Annotated in this window: 26 protein-coding genes and 2 pseudogenes; 11 read left to right on the forward strand and 17 right to left on the reverse strand. The window is 39.8% G+C overall.

Annotation, left to right across the window (positions count from 1 at the left end; all coding sequences use genetic code 11):
* Nucleotides 1–7 precede the first annotated feature (7 nt).
* From SYN7502_RS17140 to SYN7502_RS17150, 4 genes are all read right to left on the reverse strand, one after another.
* Nucleotides 8–1,396: a (Fe-S)-binding protein gene (locus SYN7502_RS17140; protein WP_015169987.1), complete on the reverse strand. Its 1,389-nt coding sequence runs from the start codon at nt 1,394–1,396 to the stop codon at nt 8–10.
* A 221-nt stretch (nt 1,397–1,617) separates the two neighbouring features.
* Nucleotides 1,618–1,773: a hypothetical protein gene (locus SYN7502_RS20345; RefSeq protein ID WP_168130387.1), complete on the reverse strand. Its 156-nt coding sequence runs from the start codon at nt 1,771–1,773 to the stop codon at nt 1,618–1,620.
* Nucleotides 1,761–2,063 carry a hypothetical protein gene (locus tag SYN7502_RS17145; RefSeq protein ID WP_041429612.1) on the reverse strand — a complete coding sequence of 101 codons (303 nt, stop codon included), beginning with the start codon at nt 2,061–2,063 and terminating at the stop codon, nt 1,761–1,763. The genes SYN7502_RS20345 and SYN7502_RS17145 overlap by 13 nt, the downstream gene beginning before the upstream one ends.
* Complete coding sequence (locus tag SYN7502_RS17150) at nt 2,060–2,407, reverse strand: hypothetical protein (RefSeq protein WP_041429615.1); 348 nt, start codon at nt 2,405–2,407, stop codon at nt 2,060–2,062. Before SYN7502_RS17150 ends, SYN7502_RS17145 begins: the two co-directional genes overlap by 4 nt.
* Before the next feature lie 47 nt (nt 2,408–2,454).
* On the opposite strand from SYN7502_RS17150, the pseudogene SYN7502_RS19185 reads away from it, so the two are divergent.
* Nucleotides 2,455–3,071: pseudogene (locus tag SYN7502_RS19185) on the forward strand (IS1 family transposase).
* Between the two features lies 1 nt (nt 3,072).
* On the opposite strand, the gene SYN7502_RS17160 reads toward SYN7502_RS19185, so the two are convergent.
* The gene (locus SYN7502_RS17160; protein WP_144050241.1) at nt 3,073–3,729 is read right to left on the reverse strand and encodes an IS982 family transposase; all 657 of its coding nucleotides are present in this window, start codon (nt 3,727–3,729) and stop codon (nt 3,073–3,075) included.
* Nucleotides 3,730–3,826: 97 nt separating this feature from the next.
* On the opposite strand from SYN7502_RS17160, the gene SYN7502_RS20800 reads away from it, so the two are divergent.
* Genes SYN7502_RS20800 through SYN7502_RS20810 form a run of 3 tightly spaced genes read left to right on the forward strand, consistent with a single transcriptional unit; the run spans nt 3,827 to nt 4,886 of the window.
* Complete coding sequence (locus SYN7502_RS20800; RefSeq protein ID WP_210391274.1) at nt 3,827–4,105, forward strand: helix-turn-helix domain-containing protein; 279 nt, start codon at nt 3,827–3,829, stop codon at nt 4,103–4,105.
* The gene (locus SYN7502_RS20805) at nt 4,102–4,317 is read left to right on the forward strand and encodes a winged helix-turn-helix domain-containing protein (RefSeq protein ID WP_210391275.1); all 216 of its coding nucleotides are present in this window, start codon (nt 4,102–4,104) and stop codon (nt 4,315–4,317) included. The genes SYN7502_RS20800 and SYN7502_RS20805 overlap by 4 nt, the downstream gene beginning before the upstream one ends.
* Nucleotides 4,318–4,319: 2 nt before the next feature.
* Nucleotides 4,320–4,886: an IS630 family transposase gene (locus SYN7502_RS20810; RefSeq protein ID WP_051023655.1), complete on the forward strand. Its 567-nt coding sequence runs from the start codon at nt 4,320–4,322 to the stop codon at nt 4,884–4,886.
* A 200-nt stretch (nt 4,887–5,086) separates the two neighbouring features.
* Here SYN7502_RS20810 and SYN7502_RS17175 read toward each other — a convergent pair whose 3' ends face one another.
* Genes SYN7502_RS17175 through panB form a run of 3 tightly spaced genes read right to left on the reverse strand, consistent with a single transcriptional unit; the run spans nt 5,087 to nt 7,303 of the window.
* Nucleotides 5,087–5,605: a hypothetical protein gene (locus SYN7502_RS17175; protein ID WP_015169989.1), complete on the reverse strand. Its 519-nt coding sequence runs from the start codon at nt 5,603–5,605 to the stop codon at nt 5,087–5,089.
* Nucleotides 5,606–5,625: 20 nt separating this feature from the next.
* Nucleotides 5,626–6,477: a carboxylating nicotinate-nucleotide diphosphorylase gene (nadC, locus tag SYN7502_RS17180; protein WP_015169990.1), complete on the reverse strand. Its 852-nt coding sequence runs from the start codon at nt 6,475–6,477 to the stop codon at nt 5,626–5,628.
* 52 nt (nt 6,478–6,529) lie between these two features.
* A complete protein-coding gene (gene panB / locus SYN7502_RS17185; RefSeq protein ID WP_015169991.1) occupies nt 6,530–7,303 on the reverse strand; it encodes a 3-methyl-2-oxobutanoate hydroxymethyltransferase in 774 nt (257 codons plus the stop codon).
* 203 nt (nt 7,304–7,506) lie between these two features.
* Here panB and SYN7502_RS17190 point away from each other — a divergent pair, with 203 nt between their 5' ends.
* Nucleotides 7,507–8,205: a HEAT repeat domain-containing protein gene (locus tag SYN7502_RS17190; RefSeq protein ID WP_015169992.1), complete on the forward strand. Its 699-nt coding sequence runs from the start codon at nt 7,507–7,509 to the stop codon at nt 8,203–8,205.
* Nucleotides 8,206–8,347: 142 nt separating this feature from the next.
* Here SYN7502_RS17190 and bchM read toward each other — a convergent pair whose 3' ends face one another.
* Nucleotides 8,348–9,028, reverse strand: coding sequence for a magnesium protoporphyrin IX methyltransferase (gene bchM, locus SYN7502_RS17195; protein ID WP_015169993.1), 681 nt, complete (start codon nt 9,026–9,028; stop codon nt 8,348–8,350).
* 76 nt (nt 9,029–9,104) lie between these two features.
* On the opposite strand from bchM, the gene pcrA reads away from it, so the two are divergent.
* Nucleotides 9,105–11,498, forward strand: a complete 2,394-nt coding sequence (pcrA, locus tag SYN7502_RS17200) for a DNA helicase PcrA (RefSeq protein WP_015169994.1) — start codon at nt 9,105–9,107, stop codon at nt 11,496–11,498.
* A gap of 19 nt (nt 11,499–11,517) precedes the next feature.
* On the opposite strand, the gene SYN7502_RS17205 is transcribed toward pcrA, so the two are convergent.
* A complete protein-coding gene (locus SYN7502_RS17205) occupies nt 11,518–14,220 on the reverse strand; it encodes a valine--tRNA ligase (RefSeq protein WP_015169995.1) in 2,703 nt (900 codons plus the stop codon).
* 122 nt (nt 14,221–14,342) lie between these two features.
* Here SYN7502_RS17205 and SYN7502_RS17210 point away from each other — a divergent pair, with 122 nt between their 5' ends.
* The 3 genes and pseudogenes from SYN7502_RS17210 to SYN7502_RS21520 form a co-directional block, all read left to right on the forward strand.
* Entirely contained in the window at nt 14,343–14,906 is a 564-nt protein-coding gene (locus SYN7502_RS17210; protein ID WP_015169996.1) for a hypothetical protein, read from the forward strand.
* Between the two features lie 163 nt (nt 14,907–15,069).
* Nucleotides 15,070–15,240, forward strand: coding sequence for a type II toxin-antitoxin system Phd/YefM family antitoxin (locus SYN7502_RS19990; protein ID WP_144050242.1), 171 nt, complete (start codon nt 15,070–15,072; stop codon nt 15,238–15,240).
* Between the two features lie 31 nt (nt 15,241–15,271).
* Nucleotides 15,272–15,487: pseudogene (locus SYN7502_RS21520) on the forward strand (type II toxin-antitoxin system RelE family toxin); the annotation flags it as partial.
* A gap of 414 nt (nt 15,488–15,901) precedes the next feature.
* Here SYN7502_RS21520 and SYN7502_RS18540 read toward each other — a convergent pair.
* The 3 genes from SYN7502_RS18540 to SYN7502_RS17225 all read right to left on the reverse strand — a co-directional run bounded on the left by SYN7502_RS18540 (nt 15,902) and on the right by SYN7502_RS17225 (nt 18,505).
* Nucleotides 15,902–17,089, reverse strand: coding sequence for a GGDEF domain-containing protein (locus tag SYN7502_RS18540; RefSeq protein ID WP_015169997.1), 1,188 nt, complete (start codon nt 17,087–17,089; stop codon nt 15,902–15,904).
* Between the two features lie 209 nt (nt 17,090–17,298).
* Nucleotides 17,299–17,502 carry a photosystem I reaction center subunit IV gene (locus tag SYN7502_RS17220; protein ID WP_015169998.1) on the reverse strand — a complete coding sequence of 68 codons (204 nt, stop codon included), beginning with the start codon at nt 17,500–17,502 and terminating at the stop codon, nt 17,299–17,301.
* Nucleotides 17,503–17,605: 103 nt separating this feature from the next.
* Entirely contained in the window at nt 17,606–18,505 is a 900-nt protein-coding gene (locus tag SYN7502_RS17225; protein ID WP_015169999.1) for a branched-chain amino acid ABC transporter permease, read from the reverse strand.
* A 95-nt stretch (nt 18,506–18,600) separates the two neighbouring features.
* Between SYN7502_RS17225 and SYN7502_RS17230 the strand changes: the two genes are divergently transcribed.
* On the forward strand, nt 18,601–20,625 hold the full coding sequence (locus SYN7502_RS17230) for a ribonuclease catalytic domain-containing protein (protein WP_041429618.1): 2,025 nt from the start codon (nt 18,601–18,603) through the stop codon (nt 20,623–20,625).
* Between the two features lie 50 nt (nt 20,626–20,675).
* On the opposite strand, the gene SYN7502_RS17235 is transcribed toward SYN7502_RS17230, so the two are convergent.
* Together SYN7502_RS17235 and SYN7502_RS17240 are read right to left on the reverse strand one after the other, a co-directional pair.
* Nucleotides 20,676–21,341 carry a hypothetical protein gene (locus SYN7502_RS17235; protein ID WP_015170001.1) on the reverse strand — a complete coding sequence of 222 codons (666 nt, stop codon included), beginning with the start codon at nt 21,339–21,341 and terminating at the stop codon, nt 20,676–20,678.
* A gap of 296 nt (nt 21,342–21,637) precedes the next feature.
* Nucleotides 21,638–22,672: a putative kinase gene (locus SYN7502_RS17240; RefSeq protein ID WP_015170002.1), complete on the reverse strand. Its 1,035-nt coding sequence runs from the start codon at nt 22,670–22,672 to the stop codon at nt 21,638–21,640.
* A gap of 59 nt (nt 22,673–22,731) precedes the next feature.
* On the opposite strand from SYN7502_RS17240, the gene SYN7502_RS17245 reads away from it, so the two are divergent.
* Nucleotides 22,732–22,899, forward strand: a complete 168-nt coding sequence (locus SYN7502_RS17245; protein ID WP_015170003.1) for a chlorophyll a/b-binding protein — start codon at nt 22,732–22,734, stop codon at nt 22,897–22,899.
* A gap of 18 nt (nt 22,900–22,917) precedes the next feature.
* Here the strand turns inward: SYN7502_RS17245 and SYN7502_RS17250 are convergent, their stop codons facing one another.
* Together SYN7502_RS17250 and SYN7502_RS17255 are read right to left on the reverse strand one after the other, a co-directional pair.
* Nucleotides 22,918–23,769, reverse strand: coding sequence for a M56 family metallopeptidase (locus tag SYN7502_RS17250; RefSeq protein WP_015170004.1), 852 nt, complete (start codon nt 23,767–23,769; stop codon nt 22,918–22,920).
* Nucleotides 23,769–24,188 carry a BlaI/MecI/CopY family transcriptional regulator gene (locus SYN7502_RS17255; RefSeq protein ID WP_015170005.1) on the reverse strand — a complete coding sequence of 140 codons (420 nt, stop codon included), beginning with the start codon at nt 24,186–24,188 and terminating at the stop codon, nt 23,769–23,771. The genes SYN7502_RS17250 and SYN7502_RS17255 overlap by 1 nt, the downstream gene beginning before the upstream one ends.
* Between the last annotated feature and the right edge of the window lie 10 nt (nt 24,189–24,198).

Here is a 24,198-nt window from a genome sequence, read left to right on the forward strand (position 1 = left end):
TATGTAATTATTTAATTTTGACTCCTCGAATGGCATAGTCTAATAGTTCCATCGGATGTCTGAGCATAGTAGATTGTCCCTGAAGCTCAAGATGCTTACGGATTTGGATCGTACAACCAACATTGGACGAAGCAATTAGACTTGCTCCTGTATTGACTAAATTTTCGACTTTTTGTTTACCTAATTCGGCACCAATTTCAGGCTGCAAAATATTGTATACACCTGCACTACCACAACATAAAGCGGCATCTATGGGTTCTCTGAGCTTGAGGTTGGGAATTTGCCTAAGTAAACGGCGGGGCTGCATACTAATTTTTTGTCCGTGCAACATATGACAGGCATCTTGGTAAACCACAGATAGGGGTTCGAGATCATCAGTGAGAGCCGAAAGTTGGGTTACTAAACCGACTTGATCTAAAAATTCTTGAACATCTTTAACCTTATGGGCAAATTCTTGGGCAGGTTTAGCATATTTGAGATCATCTTTCAGAATGCGATCGTATTCTTTGAGGCTATGTCCGCAGCCCGAAGCATTGATCAAAATGGCATCTAACTCACCTACTTGATTAGAAGCAAAAGTATCGATCATCTGTCGAGCTAAATCTTGGGTCTGAGCCTCCTGTCCTTGGTGGTGGGATAAAGCTCCGCAGCAGCCTTGTACTTTAGGAATTACCACCTCACAGCCATTGGCAGTTAAAACCCTAATTGTGGCAGCATTAACTTCGGGTAAAAACATCCTTTGCACACAGCCTAAAATTACCCCAACCCTAAATCTTGTGCGTCCTTGAGCAGGGATGACTTCAGGATAGGAACTATTAAAAGCCTCAACTGAAATTTCTGGTAACACCGATTCCATTGCCGCAATTTGTTTTGGTAACAGTAAATTTAGTAATCCTGATTTTCTAATTAGTTTTTGGATTCCTAGTTTTTGGTAAGGGATCAGTGGTGCTAGGAAAAGTTTTAAGCGATCGGGATAGGGAAATACATTAAAAATAAATTGTCGTAATAGCTTCTCTTGCCATGATCGAGGATGGTTACGCTCAATTTGGGGACGCATAGCCGATATTAACTTATCGTACTCTACGCCACTTGGACAGGTGGTCACACAGGCAAGGCAACCTAAACAGGTATCAAAATGCTCTACGGTAGCGGATGAGAGGGGAATTTCACCATTATTGATGGCAGCCATTAAATAAATTCTGCCCCGTGGGGAGTCGGTTTCTTTGCCAATCACTCGATAGCTGGGACAGGTAGAAAGGCAAAAGCCACAGTGGACACAGGCACTAATTAAATTCTGATCGGGGGGATGTTGAGAGTCAAAACCTTGAAATTGTGTTTGAAATTGCACTTCCAATTGGGAGAGAGTGGATTCAGGGGATGAATCGGTTAAGGACATTTTTTAGACCAATAATTGCTTATCTAATTATTATCTGAATGATCTATGCTTTTATCAGCTTTTGTGGATTTGCAAGTTTTCAGCCTAACCAATCAAGAAATATGCTTAAATTTCTACTTCTGCCCTGCGGAGAATACGATCGCCTAGTATATAGCCCCGCTTAAGTTCCTTGGTGATGATTTGACTTCCTAAATTACTTTCTAAAAAGGTTGGTACTTGGTTTACAGTTTCATGCCAATTGGTTCGCCGTTTTCAGCATCTTTGATTAAAATTACGCCGTTGCCCAGATCAGTACAAATTTGATTTTTGCATGGGGGTTGCCAAAAAACATTCAAAATCTCCATTTCTGGTTCGTAGTAGATTTTTACTTGTGCCATATTAATTCTCCTTCTTTAATTGGATCGGTTTGGTAGGCGGTAATCAGAATTTCATCACCATTTAAGAGTTTGGTTACGGCGACAACCCAGCGTTTTGATTTATGTACACTATAAAATAGTATATTTCGATCTCGACTGCTATGGCGAAATTCGTCTGGGTTGGCAAGTGCTTGTTCTCCTTCTAATTCGAGGTCGGCAATATCAGGATATTTAGTTATTACTTTTTGCCAATATTCTTCAGAGGTGTGAACAGTGAAGCCAAGGGGTGTTAGGATTTCAAATTTATTCATATAATCAACCCTCTTTCTACATCACGGTGGGCGTTAAGTGCTGATTGTTTAACTGGGTCTGGGACGATGGGAAAGGTGGTAAGAATATGGGCAAATTCGACTTCGGTAAGTTGGGAGAGGTGGGCAATAATACCATCTAGCTCAGCTCTGAGTTTAGCTCTTTGGACTTCGTTGGTTACGCCGTTAAGATGAGAACCCAAATCTACTTCTTTTGCTAGCTCATCCAATTTTGGGGTGATGCAGATTAGCTTGGTGGCTCGTTCTACTATTTGCTCAAACCATTTGTCGCCCTTTTGCAGTCGCAGGATTTGAGAACTATAAACTAAAAAAGGGGTAGTGATCAAGAGGGCATGATAGATAATAAAAGGGGTAAAACAAAACAGAAGTAACTATGGAAGTAAAATGTCCTTACTGTGAAAGTGACCAGATAGTTAAGAATGGCATAACCCGTCACAAAAAACAAAACTACAAATGTAAAAAGTGTAATCGTCAATTTGTGATTAATCCCAAAAACCAGCCAATAGCTGAATCCACAATTAAATTAGTCGATAATCTGCTGCTAGAACGTATATCCATGCGAGGGATTAAGCGTCTTGATAAGGTGTCAGAGTTATGTAAATGGTAAGTCTATCAGTCTAGAGCCGCAAATTAAGGTAATTCCTAAAAAAAGCACGCCTGACTATTGAAAGTGATGAACTATGGTCATTTGTAGAGGATAAAAACCTAAGGTATGGATTTGCTTAGCAATTGACCGAAATACTAGATAAATTGTTGAAGTGTTTTTTGGTAGTCGAAACCAAGAAACAGCCTTGGGGTTATGGCAATCTTTACCAACCGTTTATCGACAATGTGCTTTTTGCCTAAAAAATGCCATAAGGCTGTGGGCAAAGAAATCATATTGAAAGGTTCAGCTGTATTTTAAGGCAAAGGGTTGATCGTCTGGTCAGAAAAACTCTTTCTTTTTCTAGGAAATTAGAGAATTATATTGGAGCTAATTTAATAATCTAACCTAAGTTGCTACCCATAGATTAACGCTAAGAGCAAGGACAAAGAGCATAGCTTTAAGCTCAAATCCCTTAGCCGTGACAGCATGAATAGATTTAGGTAAAAGTTGGGATATTAAACTGCCAGTGGTTTCAATAACTTTGCGCTTATGGTGTTGAAGAAACTGAACATAACCAGCAAGAGGTAGAGTTGAGCTGCTTTTTCGCATAGCTGAGAGCTGGATATTTTCAGCTTCAAGCAACAAATCCTCAATCTCATAATCGTTGTAAGCTCTATCTGCATAGACCACAGAGCCTTCAGGTAAATCAAATGGAAATACTCTCAAGCCCTTAACATCAGCAAATGAACCATTAGTTAGAAAAAATTCCACAGGCTCTCCTGACTCCGTCACCATCAGATGAATTTTAATACCATAAAAGTATCTTCTCTTGCTGGCTTGATAGCCTCGATACTCTTGTTTGCCATCATAGATTTTTGACCTTGGAATGCGGATATTGGCACAGACAGGTATGGGAAAACTATCAATGCTGTAAACCCATTCCGTGTTTAGTTGTTTCCATGTTTGCCCCAACGCTTCAAACAATATCAACAGCATTTGCTCAACTCGATATAGTCTGCGGTTGATCTGATAAATATTTTCTTTCCCTCTCGTAATTTCCACAAAAATACATAGTGGCAATACTATTTCTATGTAATACCAAATCGAAGAGTATAGGCTACAGATGGTATAAATATATAAACCGAGTTCAAAGAAAAAAATGGCAGGAGTATACAAATTAGAGATCAGCGAAAGTGAAGAAGAGCTAAAACATATGCTGAGAGTGCAAAAGACCGCATCAGATAAAGAAAGAATTCAGATGCTGTATCTGTTAAAAACAAAACAAGCAAGCACAATCCAGACAGCATCGACAATACTGGGACGGCATCGAGTTACATTGCAAGATTGGTTAGGGAATTATCGCAAAGGGGGAATAGTAGGACTAAACCTAGAACAGGGCGAAAACAGAGTATTCCACAATGGGCGCAGAAAGCATTGATAAAAAAGCTGGAAGAAGCAGAAGGCTTTGAAAGTTATGGGCAGATCTGCCAATGGTTAGAGAACCAATTAGGAATCAAATCAAACTATAAAACTGTGCATCATCTAGTCCGATATCGGCTGAAAGCCAGACCGAAAGTGACACGTCCAGTCAGCGCAGGAAAGTCAGAAGAGCAAGTAGAAGCATATAAAAAAACCTTGCCAGTATTATAAGCATGATTGCTTGGTTCGGCATTAATATAATCGGACTAAATGGCAAAGTGAGATTCTTTTGTCAAGATGAAACACGAATTGGGTTAAAGACAATTAGTGGAAGGAAGATCACAGCAAGAGGAGTCAAACCCAAAGGTAAAGTTCAGTGGCAGTTTAAGGCAACTTACCTCTATCGAATTGTAGAACCATCAACAGGGGAAAGCTTTTTCTATGAATTTACTCACCTTAATAGTGAATGCTTCCAAGTATTTCTGAACTTAGTAAGCGCATATTTTCAAGGTGACATCATCGTTATGCAAGTGGATCAAGCAGGAGCACACAGAGCAAAACGGTTAAAGATTCCTAAAAATATTATTTTGCTATTTCAGCCTGCCCATGCACCTGAGACTAATCCCATTGAAAGAGTGTGGCAGCATTTCAAATTAGGGTTGAGGTGGAAACTGCCAAAAGATCTTGACCAGTTGCGTGCATTAATGCGGGAAAGGTTAGAAGTTATGACTCAAGAGGTAATTGCTTCGATTGTTGGGTGGGATTATATTTTAGAGACTTTATCTGTAGCTCGTATTTAACGATTTGGTATTACTTCGCCATCACTCATTTCTTGTTGTCGATCACCACGATGATTCATTGCTCTTAGAATGTCATCGCATAAGCAATAAATCGCTATAATTTCATCATTCATTTTTCTTGCTGCTACTTGCATCTTTCCCTCAGCTATTAGGTAGCAACTTGGGTTAATCTACTAATACTGCTAAGTAATCGCCTCAATTTAGGTTTCTGAATTTAAAATTGGTGACTCAATAAATCGCAGGTCACGTTTGAGAAAGCTTTGTTCACCTTTACTTGTCTGCACTGTTGCCATCAGCATTCCTACTTTGACTATGGATAGCTTTTCCAGAAAATGTGGACTACCCTGATCTCGAATTTGGACTAGATCGCCAATTTGTAAAGCTCTAACCGTTGGGACTGATGGAGATAAATTAGAAACTGATCTAGGGTGATCGCTTTCCTGTAATTTTTGTGTGAATTCTTTATCTAATTGTTCTGTCGGTTTGTGGTCTATTTTCTTGTCAATATTTTTAAATTTGGCAGCTAATTTTTCTTCTAGTTTCTGTTCTAACTTCTCTCCTAAGTATTTATCGATAATCTTAGACAGACTAGATTCGTCAATACCAAACATTAATTTAATGGCATTTTGGATAACTTCTGTTTCACTACAACCTAAATTCTGAGCTTCAGAAGCGATCGCCGCATACATCCAATCTTCTAGTTCAATATTAATATTCATGGGTCTTGATCAATTAATCATCAGTGAATATTCATGCTTAAATCCAACCAAGCTGATCTAGTCACCATCGCACTGGTAGAAATATAATCCATACCTAATTCGGCAACTTTATGAATTGTATCTAGGGTAATGTTACCCGATGCTTCGATTTTAACTTCATGACTATGATTACGGATCAGGGCGATCGCTTGTTTCATTAACTCTGTCGGCATATTATCCAGCATAATTACATCAACATCCATCTCTAAAGCTGCTTGCACTTGGTCAATAGACTCAGTTTCGACTTCAATTGCAGTTGTAAAGGGAATTACTTTTCGCACTCGGTTTACTGCCTCTTTAATTCCACCAGCCGCCGCAATGTGATTATCTTTGATCATGACCGCATCATCCAAGCCAAACCGATGATTTATGGCTCCGCCAATATAGGTAGCATACTTTTCAAATAGCCTTAGTCCAGGCGTAGATTTGCGTGTATCCACAAGAGTTACAGGAAATTGAGCGATCGCCGCCACATATTTTTGGGTTAAGGTACTAACTCCTGATAAACGCATAACTAAATTTAAAGCCACTCTTTCCCCAGTCAGTAAAGTTGCTAAGCTACCTCTCACTTCAGCAATTTTTTGTCCTGCATAACACCTATCACCATCTTTGACTAGTGCCTTAAATTCAACTGCGTGATCTAGTAACTGAAAAACCCGTTGAGCGATTGGTAAGCCTGCTATGGTGCCATCTGCTTTCGCAATCCAAACCGCCTCACCCTCTGGGGCATCGTGATTAGGAAATAGTCCCATAGTTGTGCGATCGCCGCGTCCAATATCTTCACGCAACCACGACTCAAGGATAGGATCAAGAACAACATTAGGAGGCAGCATAGTTTGTTATTTGTGTTTTTGGGTATTTTTAATTTAGAAATTAAGAGATTAATTATGGAAACTGGCGATCACGAACATCATGGCAATAATTACTGACAGCATTACTAATTACTGTTTGTAAATCGGCGTACTTTTTCACAAAGCTCGGCTGCCATTCCGATAGACCCAGTAGATCGTGAGTAACTAAAATCTGCCCATCACAGCCACTACCTGCCCCAATGCCAATGGTGGGAATTGCTATGGTTTGACTAATTTCCTGTGCCAATTCGCTAGGTATATGCTCTAGGACGATCGCAAATGCTCCTGCATCAGCAATATCCTTAGCCTGAATAAATATTTTTTCGGCACTAATCGGTTCATTGCCCTGACGACGATAACCAGTTTGATGCACAGATTGCGGAGTTAATCCGATATGTCCCATCACAGGAATTCCCCTTTCTACCAATTTTTCAATGGTTTGAATCATATCAGGGTAGCCGCCCTCTAGTTTTACCGCCTTGGCATCAGTTTCCTTTAAAATTTTGCCTGCGGAAGCGATCGCCTGTTCATAACTAATTTGATAACTTAAAAACGGTAAATCCACTACTAGCAAAGCATTACTAATCCCTCGACCCACAGCTTTCGCATGGTGAATAATATCATCAAGAGTCAAAGCTAAGGTATTTTTATAGCCCAAAGCCACCATTCCCAAGGAATCACCGACTAAGATCAAATCCACACCAGCCCTATCCATAATTTTGGCAGTAGCATACTCAGTGGCAGTTAAAGCAGCGATCGCTCGCCCCTCAGACTTCCAAGTTAGTAATTGTGAAATGGTGACTGGCATTAGTAATCTTTAAAATATTTGAATTTTGAATATTTAGTAGTGATTTAGTTGAATAAATTATTTACCCTTACATACTATTATTCCTGATTAGTTAGGCATTAATCGATTTGATCACCTTTTAGCATCATCAAGTGCGATCGCTTTTGTAGTCTAGGTCAAGCTAGCATGTATGATGACTAGACATTATCACAAGATAAATAGGTATGAAGCAACAAAAGCAAGCAAAAGCCATTTTACTAAGCATGATATTGAGCTTAGGGCTTGGAGCTATAGCTAATTTACAACCACTATTTGCTCAAAACTCCTCTGATAAATGTTCTGAAGCTAAAGTTACCAAGTACATTAGAGAGGTTTCCCAAGGTTCAAACGAGGCTAGAGGTTCATTATTTCAGTGTAAATCTAAAGTAGTACCTGCTCTCATTACTGCCCTCAAAGACCCCGATCCAAAGGTACGATCCAGTGCTGCTGCTTCCTTGGGCTGGATAGGCAAAGATGCTAAGAATGCTGTTCCTGCTTTAGTTAATGCTCTCAAAGACCCTAATACGGATGTACGTACTAGTACTGCACTTGCCCTAGGGAATATTGGTAAAGACGCTAAGAATGCTGTCCCTGCTCTCATTACTGCTCTCAAAGACCCTGATCAAAAGGTGCGCTTTTGGACTGCACTGGCATTGGGAGGAATTGGCAAAGATGCGAAGGATGCTGTTCCTGATCTCATTACCCTCTTAAAAGACTTTGATTCAGGTGTGCGGTCTAGTGCTGCATCTGCATTAGGAAGTATAGGTAAAGATTCTAAGAATGCCATCCCTGCCTTACTTAAGGCTCTCAAAGATTCTAATGAATCAGTCCGCTCTGAGGCTGCTAACGCTCTAAAGCAAATAGATTCAAGCATTAAATTTTAGTACCTCTGAATTGTGCTACTAGCGATCGCATTTGCAAGAATAAACCAACGTAGAGCGATTGCCTGTTGATAACTAGATTGATAGCTTAAAAATGGTAACCCCGCTACCAGTGAAGCATTAATCGATCGCTAACCCAAACTAACTATTTCCGTCTGTTAGCCTCTAGTAACCTAGAAAAATAGAATCTTGTACTGGTCATTTCCTCCCGTTTTACTAAAAAATCAGCACGGGCAAGTATATTTCTGATTTCAGATTCTGGATGCAAATAGGCACGGGTAGCTTTACTCGCACCGGGGAAGAACTCACCTACTTTCTTCAGCCAGTCTAGGTATGGAGTTGATGGGGCAAAACTTAAAATTAATTTTGATTTTGCTAAAGAGGCTAGATGTTTAATCATTGGTTCCACTTCCTCTAGGGGATAGTGAATTAAAACATCCAAACAAATTACAGTATCATATTCCCCTGTTAAAGATTCCAAATCACTGACGCTAAAGGTAGGGTTATTAGCATTAGCAGCCCGATTTTTTGCCTCTTGCACCATTTTTTCGGATATGTCGCTACCATAAACTTCTGCCCCCGCGATCGCCAAGGGAAAACTCAAACTACCCACCCCACAACCTGCGTCACAAATTTTAGCCCCAGCCAAATTACCATCAGCTTTCAGCCAAGCCACTACTTTATCCACTGTTTGCTGATGTCCTGTGCGAATATCATATTGAACTTTATTAACATCATCAGTACCATAAATGCGTCGCCAGCGATCGAATCCTACAGAGTTAAAGTAATTACGAACGGTATCTTTATCGTTAGTGCCAGTAGTCATGGGTGCATTAATATGGGAAGTATGATTAAAGTATGTAAGTCTAAGCTTACAATCATCTAACCACCTAAGTTAAGTAATGACTGCTAAATTTCTCAACCATCTTAATCCCTCTCAGCAAAAAGCCGCGAGTCACAGTGCAGGACCACTTTTAGTCGTAGCTGGGGCGGGATCGGGCAAAACTCGCACCCTTACCTATCGTATTGCCAATTTGATCTTGAATGAGGGTGTTGATCCCTATCATATTTTGGCGGTGACTTTTACCAATAAGGCGGCTAAGGAGATGAAGGATCGGATTCAGACTTTATTTGCTCAAGAATTAAGCTTGGCGGAGAAGGGTGTGATGCTGTCGCAATTATCAGACTTAGAACAAAATGAATTGCGATCGCAGGTCTATAAAAAATACACAAAAAATCTCTGGATTGGCACGTTTCATAGTTTGTGTGGCAGAATTTTAAGATTTGATATTGATAAATATACTGATAGTCATGGACGCAAATGGACAAAGAATTTCTCGATTTTTGATGAATCCGATGTGCAGTCTTTGGTTAAAGAAATTGTGGTCAAGCAACTAAATTTAGATGAGAAAAAGTTTGATCCAAAATCTGTACGCTATGCCATCAGTGGTGCCAAAAATAAAGGATTAACACCCCAAGAATTATTATTTAGTGATCCAAGTTTTCGGAATCGTCAAATTGCTGAAGTCTATGAAATCTATCAGGCAAAACTTAATGAAAATAATGCTTTAGATTTTGATGATTTGATCTTTCTGCCTGTCCAATTATTTAAGCAAAGTCCAGAGGTTTTAACTTCTTGGCATCGACGGTTTCAACATATTTTAGTAGATGAATATCAAGATACTAACCGTACTCAATACGATTTAATTCGCCTGTTAGTTACTAATAATCAAAGCATTGCTAGTAATACTAGCCTATGGCAGAATCGGTCTGTATTTGTGGTAGGTGATGCCGATCAATCTATCTATTCTTTTAGGCTGGCGGATTTTACGATTTTAATGGAGTTCCAAGAAACCTTTGGCGATCGCCTGCCCGATCATCAAACCCAAACCATGATTAAGCTGGAGGAAAATTATCGTTCCTGTGCCAATATTTTAACGGTCGCCAATGAATTAATTAGTAATAATACCCAGCGCATTGATAAAAGCTTAGTGGCAACCCGTGGGGATGGTGAGTTAATAAATTTATATAAAGCCCACGATGAAGTGGATGAATCCAGCTATGTAATTAGTCAAATTCAAGCCACGAAATCTAAAATTCCTAATGCTAGTTTTGGTCACTTTGCTATTCTCTATCGCACTAATGCCCAGTCCCGTCCCCTAGAAGAGTTATTAGTACGGATGAATATTCCTTACAAAATTGTTGGCGGTTTAAGATTTTACGATCGCAAAGAAATTAAAGATATTCTGGCATATTTAAGATTACTTTCTAATCCCAATGATTCTGTGAGTTTAATGCGGGTAATTAATGTGCCGAAACGGGGAATTGGTAATGCTACCACAGACAAATTTACCCAATTGGCTTTAAGTGCAGGAGTAACAGTGTGGGAATTATTAAATGATGAAAATACAGTTAGAGAAGTGGCGGGACGATCAGCTAAACCTGTTTTAGAGTTTGTGAAATTAATTAATAAATGGCGATCGCAAGTTGATGATTTACCTGCTAGCGAAATTATTAAAGGGATTATTCAAGATTCTGGCTATGCTGATGATTTGAAATTACAGGGAACCGATGAGGCAAGCGATCGCCTAGCTAACTTAGCGGAATTAAATAATGCTGCCCTCCAATATGCCGAAGAAAATGAAGATATTTCCCTAGATTCTTTTATTGCCAATGCTGCCCTATCTTCCAGTTTAGATGAAGCCCCTGAAGAGTCGCAAAAAGTGACCCTCATGACTTTACACGCTGCCAAAGGCTTAGAATTTCCCGTGGTGTTTTTAGTGGGCTTAGAACAGGGACTATTTCCGGGCTTCCGTTCCTTGAATGATCCGATGGCTTTGGAAGAAGAACGTCGGCTTTTATATGTGGGCATTACCCGCGCCCAAGAGCAGTTACACCTAACCTATGCCGATGAACGCCGTTTGTATGGAAATTATGAAAAGGCAGTACCTTCACAGTTTTTAGCGGAGTTACCTAAACAACTTCTAACTCAAAAAAATCTGAAGTCTAAGTCTCAAACTAAACTTGGGATTGTTTCCCCAAATACAATCGCTTCTATAAATCCGATTAAAACAGATAAATCATCTCAGCGTAAAACCGAAGGCAAACCCGTTGAAGTACCCGTAGTTAAGGAAAATTGGCAAGTGGGCGATCGCCTAACTCATAAAAAATTTGGCGAAGGTGTGATTTTCGGTATTTTAGGAAGTGGTGAAAAAACTTCTCTTGTTGTTACCTTTAGTGGCATGGGCAGAAGAATTATTGACCCTAACTTTGCCCCTATTCAAAGAATTACCTAGAATCACCAAACACTCAAGTTTAACCTAGCTCTTTGAGTCGCGATCGCAGGATAATTTCCTGTTGTTTTGCAGATTCTAGTTCAGCTTTTACACTAGCAATTAGCTCGGCTGGCGCTTTTTGAATGAAACTCTCATTACTTAAACGAGATTGGGTAGAGGCGATCGCTGTTTCAATTTTTGTTAAATTGCGTTGAAGTTTTTGCTTAAATTTTTCTAGATCGATTACTCCAGTTAGAGGTAGTAAAATTTGAACTGTGTTTGCCACCCCTGCTAAAGTTTGTCCAAGGTTTTCTGGTACTTGATTAGAGATAATAATTTCCTCAATTTTGCCTAAATTAGCAATATAACTATCTCCAATTCTTAATGCTGTCAATTCAGCTTCATTTTCTGATTGCAGAATGATTTTAACTTTTTGGCTAGGCTTAACTTCTGCTTCGGCTCTGAGGTTGCGGACAGTACGGATAACTTCAAATATGAGCTTAAATTGATTTTCAAGATTTAGATCAATCTGTGTGCGATCACCTTGGGGAAATTCCTGTAAAGATAGTGAAGTCTTACCATCTGTTCCAGTTAGAACTTGCCATATCTCTTCGGTAATATGGGGCATATAGGGATGAAGTAAAGAAACAGTACCAATTAAAACTGAAAGTAGAACTGATTGCGCCGTTGATTTTGATATGCTGTCTTCCCCCTGTAGTCTCGGTTTTACCAACTCAATATAGTAATCACAAAAATCTCCCCAGATAAATTCATAGAGTGATCGGGCGGCTTCACCTAAACTGTAACTAGAGATATATTGATTCACTTCTAGGGCAGTTTGATTAAATCTCGATAAAACCCAGCGATCGCATAGTTCTAAATTATCCTTAACTTCTTCTGGTTTTAAAACCGCACTAGGTTCTAAATTCATCAATACAAATCTCGAAGCATTCCATAACTTATTAGCAAAATTGCGAGCGGATTCCACATTTTGAGATTCATCGGTTTTACGGTTATAGTCAAGTCGAATATCTTGCCCCGCCCCAATTACTTCCTTAATCAGAGCATAACGCAAAGCATCTGTTCCGTATTTTTCTATAAGTAAAAGCGGATCAATACCATTATTTTTGGATTTGGACATCTTTTGATTATTCTCATCCCGAATCAAGCCATGAATATACACAGTCTTAAAAGGGATTTTATCTGTGAAATACTTAGACATCATCGTCATCCGTGCTACCCAGAAAAAGATAATATCAAAACCACAGACTAGGACACTAGTGGGATAAAATGCTTTAAAGTCTTCCGTTTCGTTTTTGCCATCCCATCCTAAGGTAGAAAAACACCATAAACCTGAAGAGAACCAAGTATCTAAAACATCAAAATCCTGTTCTAAGGTAATATCTTCTCTTCCTAGCTTTGCCTTTGCCTGAATATATGCCTCTTCTTTAGTTCTTGCCACAAATAGATCGCCTTCAGGGGTGTACCAAGCAGGAATCTGATGTCCCCACCACAACTGCCGAGAAATACACCAATCCTTTAATTTAACTAGCCAATCTCGATATACCTTACCCCAGCGATCGGGTACGAAATTCGGTGAATTATGCTGATCAAATTCATTTAAGGCATCATCTGCTAAGGGGCGAATCTTGACAAACCACTGGGTAGAAAGAAATGGTTCTACAGGGACTTTACCTCGTTCAGAATAGGGGACAGAATGGGTATAATCTTCAATTTTTTCGACTAATCCTAACTCTGTCAGTTTTGCGACTATATTTTTTCTAGCCACAAAGCGATCGCTCCCCATAAATTCACCACCATTAGCATTAATAGTTCCATCCTTATTTAAAATATTAACTATGGGCAGATTATGTCTTTTTCCCATCTCAAAATCATTGGGATCGTGAGCAGGCGTAATTTTGACACAGCCCGAACCGAACTCTTGATCTACATATTCATCACCAATAATCGGAATCTCTCGATTCATCAGAGGTAGAGTGACAGTCTTACCAATAAGGCTTTGATACCGAGGATCGGTGGGATTCACAGCTACGGCGGTATCACCGAGCATGGTTTCTGGTCTGGTTGTAGCAACTACGATATAGCCCGATCCATCACTGAGCGGATAACGAAAATGCCAAAGATGTCCATTCACTTCTTGATTATCAACTTCTAAATCTGATACTGCCGATTGCGAAGATGGGCACCAATTTACTAAATATTCACCACGATAAATTAAATTCTCTTCGTACAGCTTGACAAATGCTTCTATAACAGCTTTTGAGAGTCCTTCATCCATTGTGAAGCGTTCTCTTTGCCAATCAACCGATGCTCCTAACTTACGAATCTGATTGGTAATTGTACTGCCAGACTCAGCTTTCCATGCCCATGCCCGTTCTAGGAATTTTTCTCTTCCCAAGTCATCTTTTTTAATTCCTTCTTGCTTTAATTGCTTTTCCAATATAGTCTGCACGGCAATACTGGCATGATCTGTGCCTGGCAGCCATAGGGTGTTAAATCCACTCATGCGGTGGTAGCGTACTAAAACATCAATAATTGCCTCCTCAAAGGCGTGTCCCATATGCAAACTACCCGTGACATTGGGCGGGGGAATCATAATCGAGTATGAAGGCTTATTGCTTGATGCGTCTGGATGGTAAATACCTTGCTTTTCCCAATACTCCTGCCACTTTGACTCGGTTTCTTGAGGGACATATTGTTTGGGCAGATTATCGGTGGTCATGGCAATTTAGCTTTTATTACTTTGGATACCTATTTTAAGACTTATTTGCTAAAATCTCTGTCTGAGTTAAGCTGAAATTATGTTTTACTTCTCAAATTAGCAGTTAGCTTCTGGAGGATAATTTGGAAGACATCTTGGACAATCTTGATAATCTTGTATATCTCGATCTTGAATTCATCTCACGAAAATTTGAAGAGATTACGGGTACTGATCCATCAACAAAAATAAACAAGCAAGGAGGCTCTAAAGCTGAATTTAAAGCATTATTTGCAAATGCAGGCATAAGTACTCAGGAATCCAGAACATATTCAATAACCTCAAGAGAAATGCTACGAGACCTTTGGAAGCATCTGACCTCTCACTATGACCAATTTGCTGGATTTGAAAACAATAAAGGAACCAGAACTGTATGGGTGGAGGGACATCTTACACTTGGATATTGGGAAGAAGAAAACACTGATAAACCTGCTTACGAATATTTTGAACTTATCCATAAAGGTGAACGAATCGCACTTCTTACGGACGAGACATACCTTGCTGCTGGTTTTTCAAAGGTTTTGAGTGCCTCCCCTGCACTAAAGGGAAATATCTATATTCCAGTTAAATGTCTTGTCAGAATTATGTGGCACTATACCATTGCAGAAAACTATGTTGCTTGTCCTTACGTTATTGTGGAACATAGCTAACCTTTAGTGGTGCCTTAAATCAGGATGCTTTTTAATGTGAATTTATTGGGTGATCGCGTGTTGAGAGAATTTAGAGGTGCGACACATTTTGAGAGAGTTAAAGTTGTGATCGCTTACAATGTTTTTTAGCTAACTCTAGTGAAACCATTAAAAATGCTAAGTCTTGCGAGATGGAAAGCATGTTGCAGTCATCTTAGATATTGATGTTTATGAAGAAATGCTAGAACAGATTGAAGGAATAGAAGACCTAGAATATTTAGAAAAAGTACGTCAAAAAACTACAGAATTTCGTTCTCTTGATAATTTTCTCCAAGAATATTCCCCCAATGTATGAGATTCTCCTAGAAAAATAGGCAGAAAAAGACCTCAAAAACTTACCAATTCAGATATTTGATCATGTAATCCCAGCCATTAAGGATTTAAGTGTTAATCCTAGACCTTCTGGGTGCCTTAAATTAAAGAATTCATTACAAGATTATCGGATTCGAGTGGGAGATTACCGAATTATCTATGAAATTGATGATAAGAATCAGATTGTAAAAGTAATGCAAGTTCGGCATCGGCGAGAAAGCTATCGTTAAACTTATATATTCGAGATTAGGGGAGAAGTGATCGCATTGAAGAATTAGTAGGGCGATCACATTCTGAAGTCAAAGTTTCAAGGTCTAAGCTCAAACGATCACTATTATTCACTTCTTTAGCTTATCCACCTGAGATTAGTAACGTAATTTGAATCTATGAATAGCAGTGAATAGCAGTTTACTCAAAGTGATTAAATCCCAGCAGATTTTTCCCACTGATGAAGCTGCATTTAAGTTGGTTATGTGAAATATCTCCAAAAAGTGGACGATGCCTATTAAGGATTGGAAACCTGCTCTCAATTAGGTTGGCTGGGATTATATTTTAGCGATTCCATCTGTAGCTGCTATTTAAAGATTTGATATTACTTGACTCTCTCCATATTCACCAATTAAACACTTAAATTAGCTCTTAAATTAAACAGTGGCATAAACTGCCTGATTGCGTCCCTGTGCTTTGGCTAGATACAGAGCTTGATCGGCTTTAGTAATTAATTGCTCTGGTTTAGTACCTAGGGATGGAATTTGACAAAATACACCAATACTAATAGTTACTTCTTGTAGAGGCGATCGCTTGTGGGGAATATGTAAATCTTGAACAAGTTTGCAGATGCGTTCAGCTACTTGAAGAGCCTCAGAGACGGAAGTATTACATAAAATAATTACAAACTCCTCACCACCATACCGAGCTACTAAATCTTCATTATGTCTAATATCAGCTTGAATTGTGGCTGCGACTTTTTGGAGGCACTCATCCCCTGCTTGATGTCCATAGGTATCATTAAATAATTTGAAGTAATCCACATCACAGAGCAAAATAGCAAGGTTATGGGTATCTGCTAATTCTTGATATTTAGTATTTAAGTGCTGATCAAAGCGGCGGCGGTTGGCAACTTGAGTTAAGCCATCAATGGCAACCAGTTTTTTTAATTCCTCATTAACCTTTTGTAGCTCTTGGGACTGTATTTGAATTGTGCGGTTATTAATAAATGACTCAATTCTAGCGTTATAGAGCATAGTCGCCACATACCACCCACCCAAAGTAGCAACAGTTCCAGAAAAATAGGCAATGGATTGATGATGAAAGGACTGTGCTGGAAAAACGGATATAAAAATTAAATAAAGAATAAAGTTAGTGCCATAGATTATAGTTCCCAAGCGATGGGGCTGATAAAACATTAAAGCATAGAGAAAAATTGCGATGACATAGGGGACATTTAGGTCAGTGCGTAGCCAAATAGTACAGAAAATCACATTGACATAAATCAACATTGTGATCGAGTAAAACAGAATCAGTTGAGATTGAGTTTTAGTCAGTTCTGAGGAGGGTTGATATTGTAGAGAAGTATAAATTTTCCATAAACTGAAGGCTGAAGTTAAAAATATACCAACTAGAATTAATAGCTGTAGAGATAAATAGACTGGCTCAGACAGAGATAAGCTCAAGTACAGAACTGGAGAAACAATGGCGGGGTAAATCAAAGTAAACCATGCCAAGATTCTCATGCGCGCAAGACAAGTTTCAATCCACTCCGCTCTAAAATCTGTTCGCCACTGGGGAGGAATTTTGTCGAAGTCACCAAATATCAGGCTTGCCAATTTCATAGTTCTTTAATTTACTATTAGCTGCAAATATGAAACTGCCCTTTAAGTGCATAGATTTTTATATCCAGAATTTAGGTGAAAGAAATCTAATATACAGCAATCTAACATTTACTAACAATTATGTACGACAGATAATTTTCACAAAAAAATCTGGAGTTATCCTACCCCAGACTTGAGCTTATTTATAGCCAATTTTGTAGCTGAGAAAGCTATTTTTTGGGAGGTGCTACTTCTTCGACTTCATCGATCGCAAAGTTATTGGTAGCAACGTTAGAGTAGTTAACCTTATCAAAACGGACAATTACAGGGTAAATGATGCCGCTTTTATCAATGGATGCAACGGTACCTACATCACGATACCAGTAAGACTCTTTACGCAGAATACGAACAGTGGAACCACGTTGAATTGTCATAAGAATATTAAAATAACGAGTAATGCCATCTAGGTTAATCCAAGGCGATCGCCTCTGTCTATTGTTCAGGCATTAAGTTTTGTGTAAGGTTTTTCATCAAAGCTCAAGAGCTAGTCTTAAACAGTCCCTGAGGCTTAAATAACAGGACTAAAACCATAATTAATAAACCTACGCCAATTTTATACTCGGTACCAATGCAGTATTTAGCTAAATTCCCTAAACTGGCAGGACAGACCGTACTAACTTCCTGAGCTACACCAATTACCATTGCTCCAGCGATCGCTCCGTAGGGATTACCCACACCCCCTAAAATCACTGCGGCAAACATCGGTAAAATTAAATACCAACCCATAGTCGGACGCACATTCGTAATTAAGCCATACATCCCTCCGCCAAGGGCTGTCAAAGTTCCTGCCATAATCCAAGTCCATAGGATTACGGTTTCAACATTAATACCCGTAACTCTTGCTAATTCAGGGTTATCAGCCACTGCTCGCATTGCCTTACCAATTTGGGTATTTTGTAATAAATAGTAAAGCCCCGCAATTACGGCGATCGCCATCACAATTACGACAATACTATTACGGGTAATAATTAATCCCATAAAATTTAAGGCGGGAAATGTCGGCAGGTCATATTTTTGTGGTGACGCTCCCCAAAGTAAAATAATGCCATTTCGCATCACCAATGCTAAGCCTACGGACACAATCAACATTGTGGTTTCACTTGCCCGTTTTTTTCTAAGCCCCGCCCATAGAATTTTTTCGCAGATTAATAAAAATATGACGGCACCCACACAACCGATCACAAAGGATAGCCAAATATTAAGCTTAAGTACGGTATTAGCAAAAAAAGCAACGTAGGCACCAAGGGTCAAAACATCACCGTGGGCATAGTTCTGTAGTCTTAAAATCCCATAGGTTAAAGTCAGACCAACGGCTGCTAGGGCAATAATGCTACCTAAAGCAATACCATCTATTCCTGATTGCAGGATTTCTTGCATACTGAAAAATTGAGAGTAAAGAGTTTTTTGATGTTATCGTGAAATGCTTAAATAAAATAGGATCATAAAATACTAGCAACCATAAAGGGGCATTTGTGGAGAAGGGAACAATGGTTGAGTTTCGGCTACATGGCGATCGCCGTCTAGCTGTAGTAGATCGACCCGAAGGTAAAAAGCATTTACAGGTTATTGATGAAAATGGGACTCCGCATATTCTCCATCCTCGCCAAATCGATTTTGTAATTACAAGTTCAACAGAATCGCCTCGGTTTACGGTTAAGCAAATTCAAACTTTTTTCCAACAGGTACAAGAATTTCTCGACCCATCCAGCCTTGAAGTCGCATGGGAAATTTTAAGTGCCGATGTCCAATCCACAACTCCTGAAGATTTAGCCAGCTTACTATTTAGCGATGTTAGACCTGCTACCATCTATGCTGCTTACTGGTTACTTAGTGACGATAAGCTCTATTTCAAGCAAAAAGGGCAGGTATATGAGCCTCGTCCCGCCTCTCAAGTTGCCGATCTCAAACATCAAAACCAATTGGCACAGGCACGCGCCCAAGAGGTAGCAAACTTTGTTAAAAAAATGCAGGATCGAGTTAATGGTGTGACCGTAGAATGGACAGCAAGCGATCGCACTCGTCTGGAAAGTTTAGAACGATTTGCCATTCATGGGGATGAAGCCTCCGATAAATCCACAGCCTTTGAATATCTATCGGCACTGAAAAGAACTCGTAGCGAGGGCTCGGCATTTCAGCTACTTGTAGATTTAGGTATTTGGACAATTCACGAAAATTTAAATTTGCTACGGAGCCAAGTCCCCACTAAGTTTCCTGCGGATGTGCTGAATCACACTAAAGCCTGTATCGAAAACCCCAAGCCTGATCCCATGCACCGCTTGGACTTAACCCATCTCCATGTCTATACCATTGATGATGAAAGCACTACGGAAATTGATGACGGCTTAAGTATTGAGACCTTACCGAATGGCAAACAGAGGTTATGGATTCACATTGCCGATCCCACCCGATGGATGGAACCAAACGACATCTTAGATCGAGAAGCAAGAAAACGAGGTACTACGATCTATTTACCAACAGGGATGATTCCCATGTTCCCGCCCGCCTTGGCAACGGGAGAGATGAGCTTAGTGCAAAGACAGATTTGCCATGCCCTTTCCTTTGCGGTGGAGTTAAGCGATCAAGGTGAAGTCGAATATTATGAAATTCATGCCAGTCTAATTAAGCCTAGCTATCGTTTGACCTACGAAGATGTGCAGGAAATGTTAGCATTAGGGGTAGAGGCAGATTTAGAAGCGATCGCTCACCATGCCCGACTCAGAGCTAGTTGGCGGTTAAATCAAGGTGCAATTAATATTAATCTACCTGAAGCGATTATTAAAGCTAATCCCCACGACAATGATCAGCTAGATATAGAAGTAATTGATAATTCCTTTGCCCGTAAGTTAGTGGCAGAAATGATGATTTTAACGGGAGAAGTAGCAGCAAAGTATGCCCAAACCCATAATATTCCTGTTCCCTATCGGTTTCAAGGACAGCCCGAATTACCGACGGAAGAGACTCTTCAAACTTTGCCCCCAGGTCCCGTGCGTGAGTTTGCGATGGTACGTTGTATGCAAAAAGGAGAGGTGGGGGTGATTCCTTCTCGTCATGCAGGTTTGGGCTTAGATGCCTATGTGCAGGTAACTTCTCCCATTCGCCGCTATGGAGATTTATTAATCCATTTCCAAATTAAAGCCCATGTAGCTGGCTTACCTTTACCGTTTACGGAATCAGCCCTACAAGACCTTTTAAGTATGATTGATCCAGCTATTTATGAAGCTTCGCAAATGGAGAAACAAACCGTGCGCTATTGGAGTTTGGAATATCTACGGCGGCATCGGGATCACGTCTGGCGAGCAGTGCTGCTAGATTGGCTCAAAGAACAGGATCGCATTGGTCTAATTTTATTGGAAGATATTGGCTTAAAAATTCCGATTAAACTAAATCGAGCCGTGAATGTGGGCGAAAACCTGAACTTAAAAGTAAGCGATGTCGATCCCCGCAGGGATATTATTCAATTTCAAGAAGCAACAATGGCAACAATTTCTGATCTCTAAATGATCAAAATAACCGATCAACTTTTGGCGGTTGGTGTGCATGGAGTTTGTTAGGCTGCTGGCTGATTTGATGGCATTTCCAATGAATCAAACCGAAAAGGGTTTGAAAACAAGGTTACGCCAAAAAACACAAAACCAACACCAAATAGGAATGCACCAATATCGGTAATTAAATTACCCATAGAACCTTTACTGACAAAAAGGGCACCTACCCAAAACAAAGGTGCACCTACAGCAAGGCAGAAACCACTTAATATCGGGACAAAACGTTTTTGAACGAGTGCAATGCCATATAGAATGAACCCCAAAGAAAAAATAAATATAGTCAGAAATACAATTACTCTAAAAACTAAAACTGAGGTTTCAGTTGAAGTTTCCTCAATTTGAGCGATAAAGTCTGGGGCGTGTCTTGCTAGGTATGGAATAACGAATGAATCCCAAACAGCAATTGGTAAACAAAGAAGTGATCCGACAAAAGCCAGCCAATAGCTAATAGTTAACAGGAAATTCTTTGATGAAGCAAGAGGAACGTATATAGGTATAAAGCTACAAATTATTAAGATATAGGACAGAAACCATGCGAGGTGAACGGGAACCCATATTGGCTCCAGCGCTCCTTGTGCATTGTTTGCAGGATGAAAAAACATAAAGCTCGCAAACAGAACTCCAGCAACAATGGAAAGAAGACCACTTGCTCGGAGATTTAGGTATCCCATATTTCTTTACCTCTCAGTATTCCTAGTTGAAATCGCAACAACCAGTAATACGTCAGATCTCTCAAAATAGATCTCAGAAATGTCCAGGCATTGTTCAAGGGTTATTACCGAATTTCAGAGGTGAAGCAGGCTAACTATGTATTAGACGGAAAATTTCAGTATAACTACCGTATATTGGGTGATTATACAAAATAAATCGGTATAACTCCCTAATAAGGCAATTTATTTTAATAGGTTTCCATGACTGGCATATATCTGTTGTGGGTCTGTTTGCGCTCTTAAATTTTTCTTAGAAATCAGCTTTTCTCTTTAAATTTAAGTGCAGTAACAGCATGGGTAGAGTCAAGTTCAATTACTAAATCTGCAGATGCAGATAATGGAGTTATAAAAATTTCTGGGGGTAGCGATCGCCAAAAATAATGCACAAATTTTTCAATCTCCCTAGTACTCATACCCTTACCCTGTTTTGACTCTGCGTCCTGCCGCCAACCTAGGCTAAATCGGTAATCTTGGGGCAGTAAAAGCCATAGACTATGCAGTTTTTGCCATAGAGGTAAATAGTCCTGTAATTTATGATTCATTTTATGGACAAATTGCCGATCGCCTTGCCAATTATTAATAACCACTGGATCGACGGGACGCACACCCACAAACCAACCTTCAAATAGGATAATTTGGGGCTTGATGAATATAGTTTCAGGATCGGTGCGATCGCCTGCCCCAGCATATAGCGATTTATCAAACCTTGGAATCTGCCACGGGGAGTGATCACAACACAGTTGATTGAGGGTATTGATCCCTAATTCAAGATCATGGGTACCGGGAACACCACGCCATTGAATATCTGGATCGAGTTTTTTAAGTTCTTCCCGTTCGGCATAGGTTTTATAGAGGTCATCAAGGGAAAAACTGACGCAGGCATAGCCCATAGCTGCCAAGATCATCTGTAAAAACTTAGTCATGGTGGTTTTACCTGCCCCCTGTCCTCCGATTATGCCTTGAATGATCGGTGTTCCCTGAAATTTTGCTGCCAACTGCATTGCCAAAGGTATCCACACATACCACAGGGTTGGGATTAGAGATTCATTGATGGGAAGCGGGAATTTGGATTTTGGGGTGGTGTTGAAAATTGATTTTAATATTTGCGATCGCCTTGCTATCACCTCGTCAATATTGGCAGAATTAACATTAAACCCTTGGCAACTGGCTTGATCAAATAACAGATTAGCTTTGAGCAGATTGTGATCGAATGTTGTTAAACTGCTGGAGCCTATAAGCTTTACTAAAACAGCCAATAGATTAGGATCAGAAAAATTACTTGTATAAAGCATTAAGTATTGTTAAGATATATTTACGAATTTCAATTAAATTTCAATATTCAATAACAGCTATGACAAACAAAGTAACAAATCAAAAGGAAAATCAAAAACCAGACTTTGGCTTTAATGCGTTTGCAGAGACTTGGAATGGTCGCCTAGCTATGATTGGGTTTCTTACGGCTCTAATTAATGAATATGTCACTGGACATGGAATTTTATCTCAGCTTGGTTTGCTCTAATTCGCTTGATCTAAAAAATTAGGAATGGAAGCAGATCAGGATAAACGGTGAAGCAGCTAAAATGATCCAGCCCCAGTTAAATTTTGAACTAACTAAGGGATAATCTTCACCTGTCTCTGTCAGTAATGTCTCTATTCTTTCTTCAAGGCGATCGCTAAACTGACTGAGGGTAGCTGCGACTGTAGGAGCAAACACTGACATCCCGCCCACAGCCCAGAGTAAGGACTCTGCTAAAACTAAGGGTTCTACAGACTGCACTGCCCACCGATCCGCCCTTAATTCCCGCAATAGTAAAAGTTCCTGCCATAAAATTTCAGTTTGAGGTAACCAAGGAGTAAGCTGTCTGAAGTAGCCCAAGATAAAAAACCAAAAGGTATCTCTATAGACTAGATGTGCCTGCTCATGCTTAATTACCGCTTCTAGGTGAATGGGATCAAACTGTTGGATCATGCCCGAACTAACCACCAATTGAGGCTGCCAAAATCCGATCTGTGCCGCAAAAATACTATCGGATTCCCATATTTTAAATTTTTGGTTAAAGTCTTGACCATGTTCTTGCTGGGGCAAATGAGAAATTTGGGCTATGGTTTGCCATCCCTGCCACCACAGAATTATCCCTAACCCTAAGCTGTATAGGCATACAAGTAACCCAGTAACGTAACTAAGCTCTCCGACTGGTAGTCCCATCATTTTACCTTGGCTTCCCATGCACACAAGGGCGATCGCTGTACTCAGAAGTAGCAGAGGTGGAAATAAAAATCGAGTCAGGGCTGTATGCCAACGTTCATACCAAGTGGATTTGGTATTAATGAAACTGTTGCGAATACCGCAGGCTATGGCTATAGCAACTAAAATCATCAATAAATGCATTAGTTTGTCTCCTGCCCTTGACGTAATTCCTGCAATTTTTGAGCGATCGCCTCCAAGCGACTTTGAGAAGCTAGATCAAGTTCATCGGCAAAGGCAGCCACAATATCCGCATTTCCCACTTGAAGAAAGCTATGTAACTGGTTATAGGCATTTAATACTTGAAACTCCTCACGGGAAATTAAAGCTTGCCAATATAATAACTTGTCTCTTTTTCCTGAACTCACCCAACCCTTTTTAGTTAAACGATTCAGCACCGTCATCACTGAGGCAATGGTCAATTCTCGATCAGGATTCGCTAAAATGCGATCGTGAATATCTCTGGCTGTTAATAAACCTGAGTCCCAAATAATATTGAGAATTTCTGATTCCAAAGAACCAAGGGATAATTTTTGAGGGCGATGATCGGGTAAAGGTGCCATTGGTGTTAAA

This window comes from Synechococcus sp. PCC 7502 (assembly GCF_000317085.1).
In the GTDB taxonomy this organism is placed as follows: domain Bacteria; phylum Cyanobacteriota; class Cyanobacteriia; order Pseudanabaenales; family Pseudanabaenaceae; genus PCC-7502.

Coding starts and splice junctions, on each gene's coding strand:
- bchM (WP_015169993.1), bottom strand. CDS start 9,028: ATGACTACTGGCACTAACGATAAAGATACCGTTCGTAATTACTTTAAC.
- SYN7502_RS17140 (WP_015169987.1), bottom strand. CDS start 1,396: ATGTCCTTAACCGATTCATCCCCTGAATCCACTCTCTCCCAATTGGAA.
- SYN7502_RS17240 (WP_015170002.1), bottom strand. CDS start 22,672: ATGCTTTATACAAGTAATTTTTCTGATCCTAATCTATTGGCTGTTTTA.
- SYN7502_RS17190 (WP_015169992.1), top strand. CDS start 7,507: ATGAAGCAACAAAAGCAAGCAAAAGCCATTTTACTAAGCATGATATTG.
- SYN7502_RS20345 (WP_168130387.1), bottom strand. CDS start 1,773: ATGGCACAAGTAAAAATCTACTACGAACCAGAAATGGAGATTTTGAAT.
- SYN7502_RS17225 (WP_015169999.1), bottom strand. CDS start 18,505: ATGCAAGAAATCCTGCAATCAGGAATAGATGGTATTGCTTTAGGTAGC.
- SYN7502_RS17175 (WP_015169989.1), bottom strand. CDS start 5,605: ATGAATATTAATATTGAACTAGAAGATTGGATGTATGCGGCGATCGCT.
- SYN7502_RS17255 (WP_015170005.1), bottom strand. CDS start 24,188: ATGGCACCTTTACCCGATCATCGCCCTCAAAAATTATCCCTTGGTTCT.
- SYN7502_RS20810 (WP_051023655.1), top strand. CDS start 4,320: ATGATTGCTTGGTTCGGCATTAATATAATCGGACTAAATGGCAAAGTG.
- SYN7502_RS17205 (WP_015169995.1), bottom strand. CDS start 14,220: ATGACCACCGATAATCTGCCCAAACAATATGTCCCTCAAGAAACCGAG.
- SYN7502_RS17220 (WP_015169998.1), bottom strand. CDS start 17,502: ATGACAATTCAACGTGGTTCCACTGTTCGTATTCTGCGTAAAGAGTCT.
- panB (WP_015169991.1), bottom strand. CDS start 7,303: ATGCCAGTCACCATTTCACAATTACTAACTTGGAAGTCTGAGGGGCGA.
- SYN7502_RS17245 (WP_015170003.1), top strand. CDS start 22,732: ATGACAAACAAAGTAACAAATCAAAAGGAAAATCAAAAACCAGACTTT.
- SYN7502_RS17145 (WP_041429612.1), bottom strand. CDS start 2,063: ATGAATAAATTTGAAATCCTAACACCCCTTGGCTTCACTGTTCACACC.
- SYN7502_RS17235 (WP_015170001.1), bottom strand. CDS start 21,341: ATGGGATACCTAAATCTCCGAGCAAGTGGTCTTCTTTCCATTGTTGCT.
- SYN7502_RS20800 (WP_210391274.1), top strand. CDS start 3,827: ATGGCAGGAGTATACAAATTAGAGATCAGCGAAAGTGAAGAAGAGCTA.
- pcrA (WP_015169994.1), top strand. CDS start 9,105: ATGACTGCTAAATTTCTCAACCATCTTAATCCCTCTCAGCAAAAAGCC.
- SYN7502_RS18540 (WP_015169997.1), bottom strand. CDS start 17,089: ATGAAATTGGCAAGCCTGATATTTGGTGACTTCGACAAAATTCCTCCC.
- nadC (WP_015169990.1), bottom strand. CDS start 6,477: ATGCTGCCTCCTAATGTTGTTCTTGATCCTATCCTTGAGTCGTGGTTG.
- SYN7502_RS17250 (WP_015170004.1), bottom strand. CDS start 23,769: ATGCATTTATTGATGATTTTAGTTGCTATAGCCATAGCCTGCGGTATT.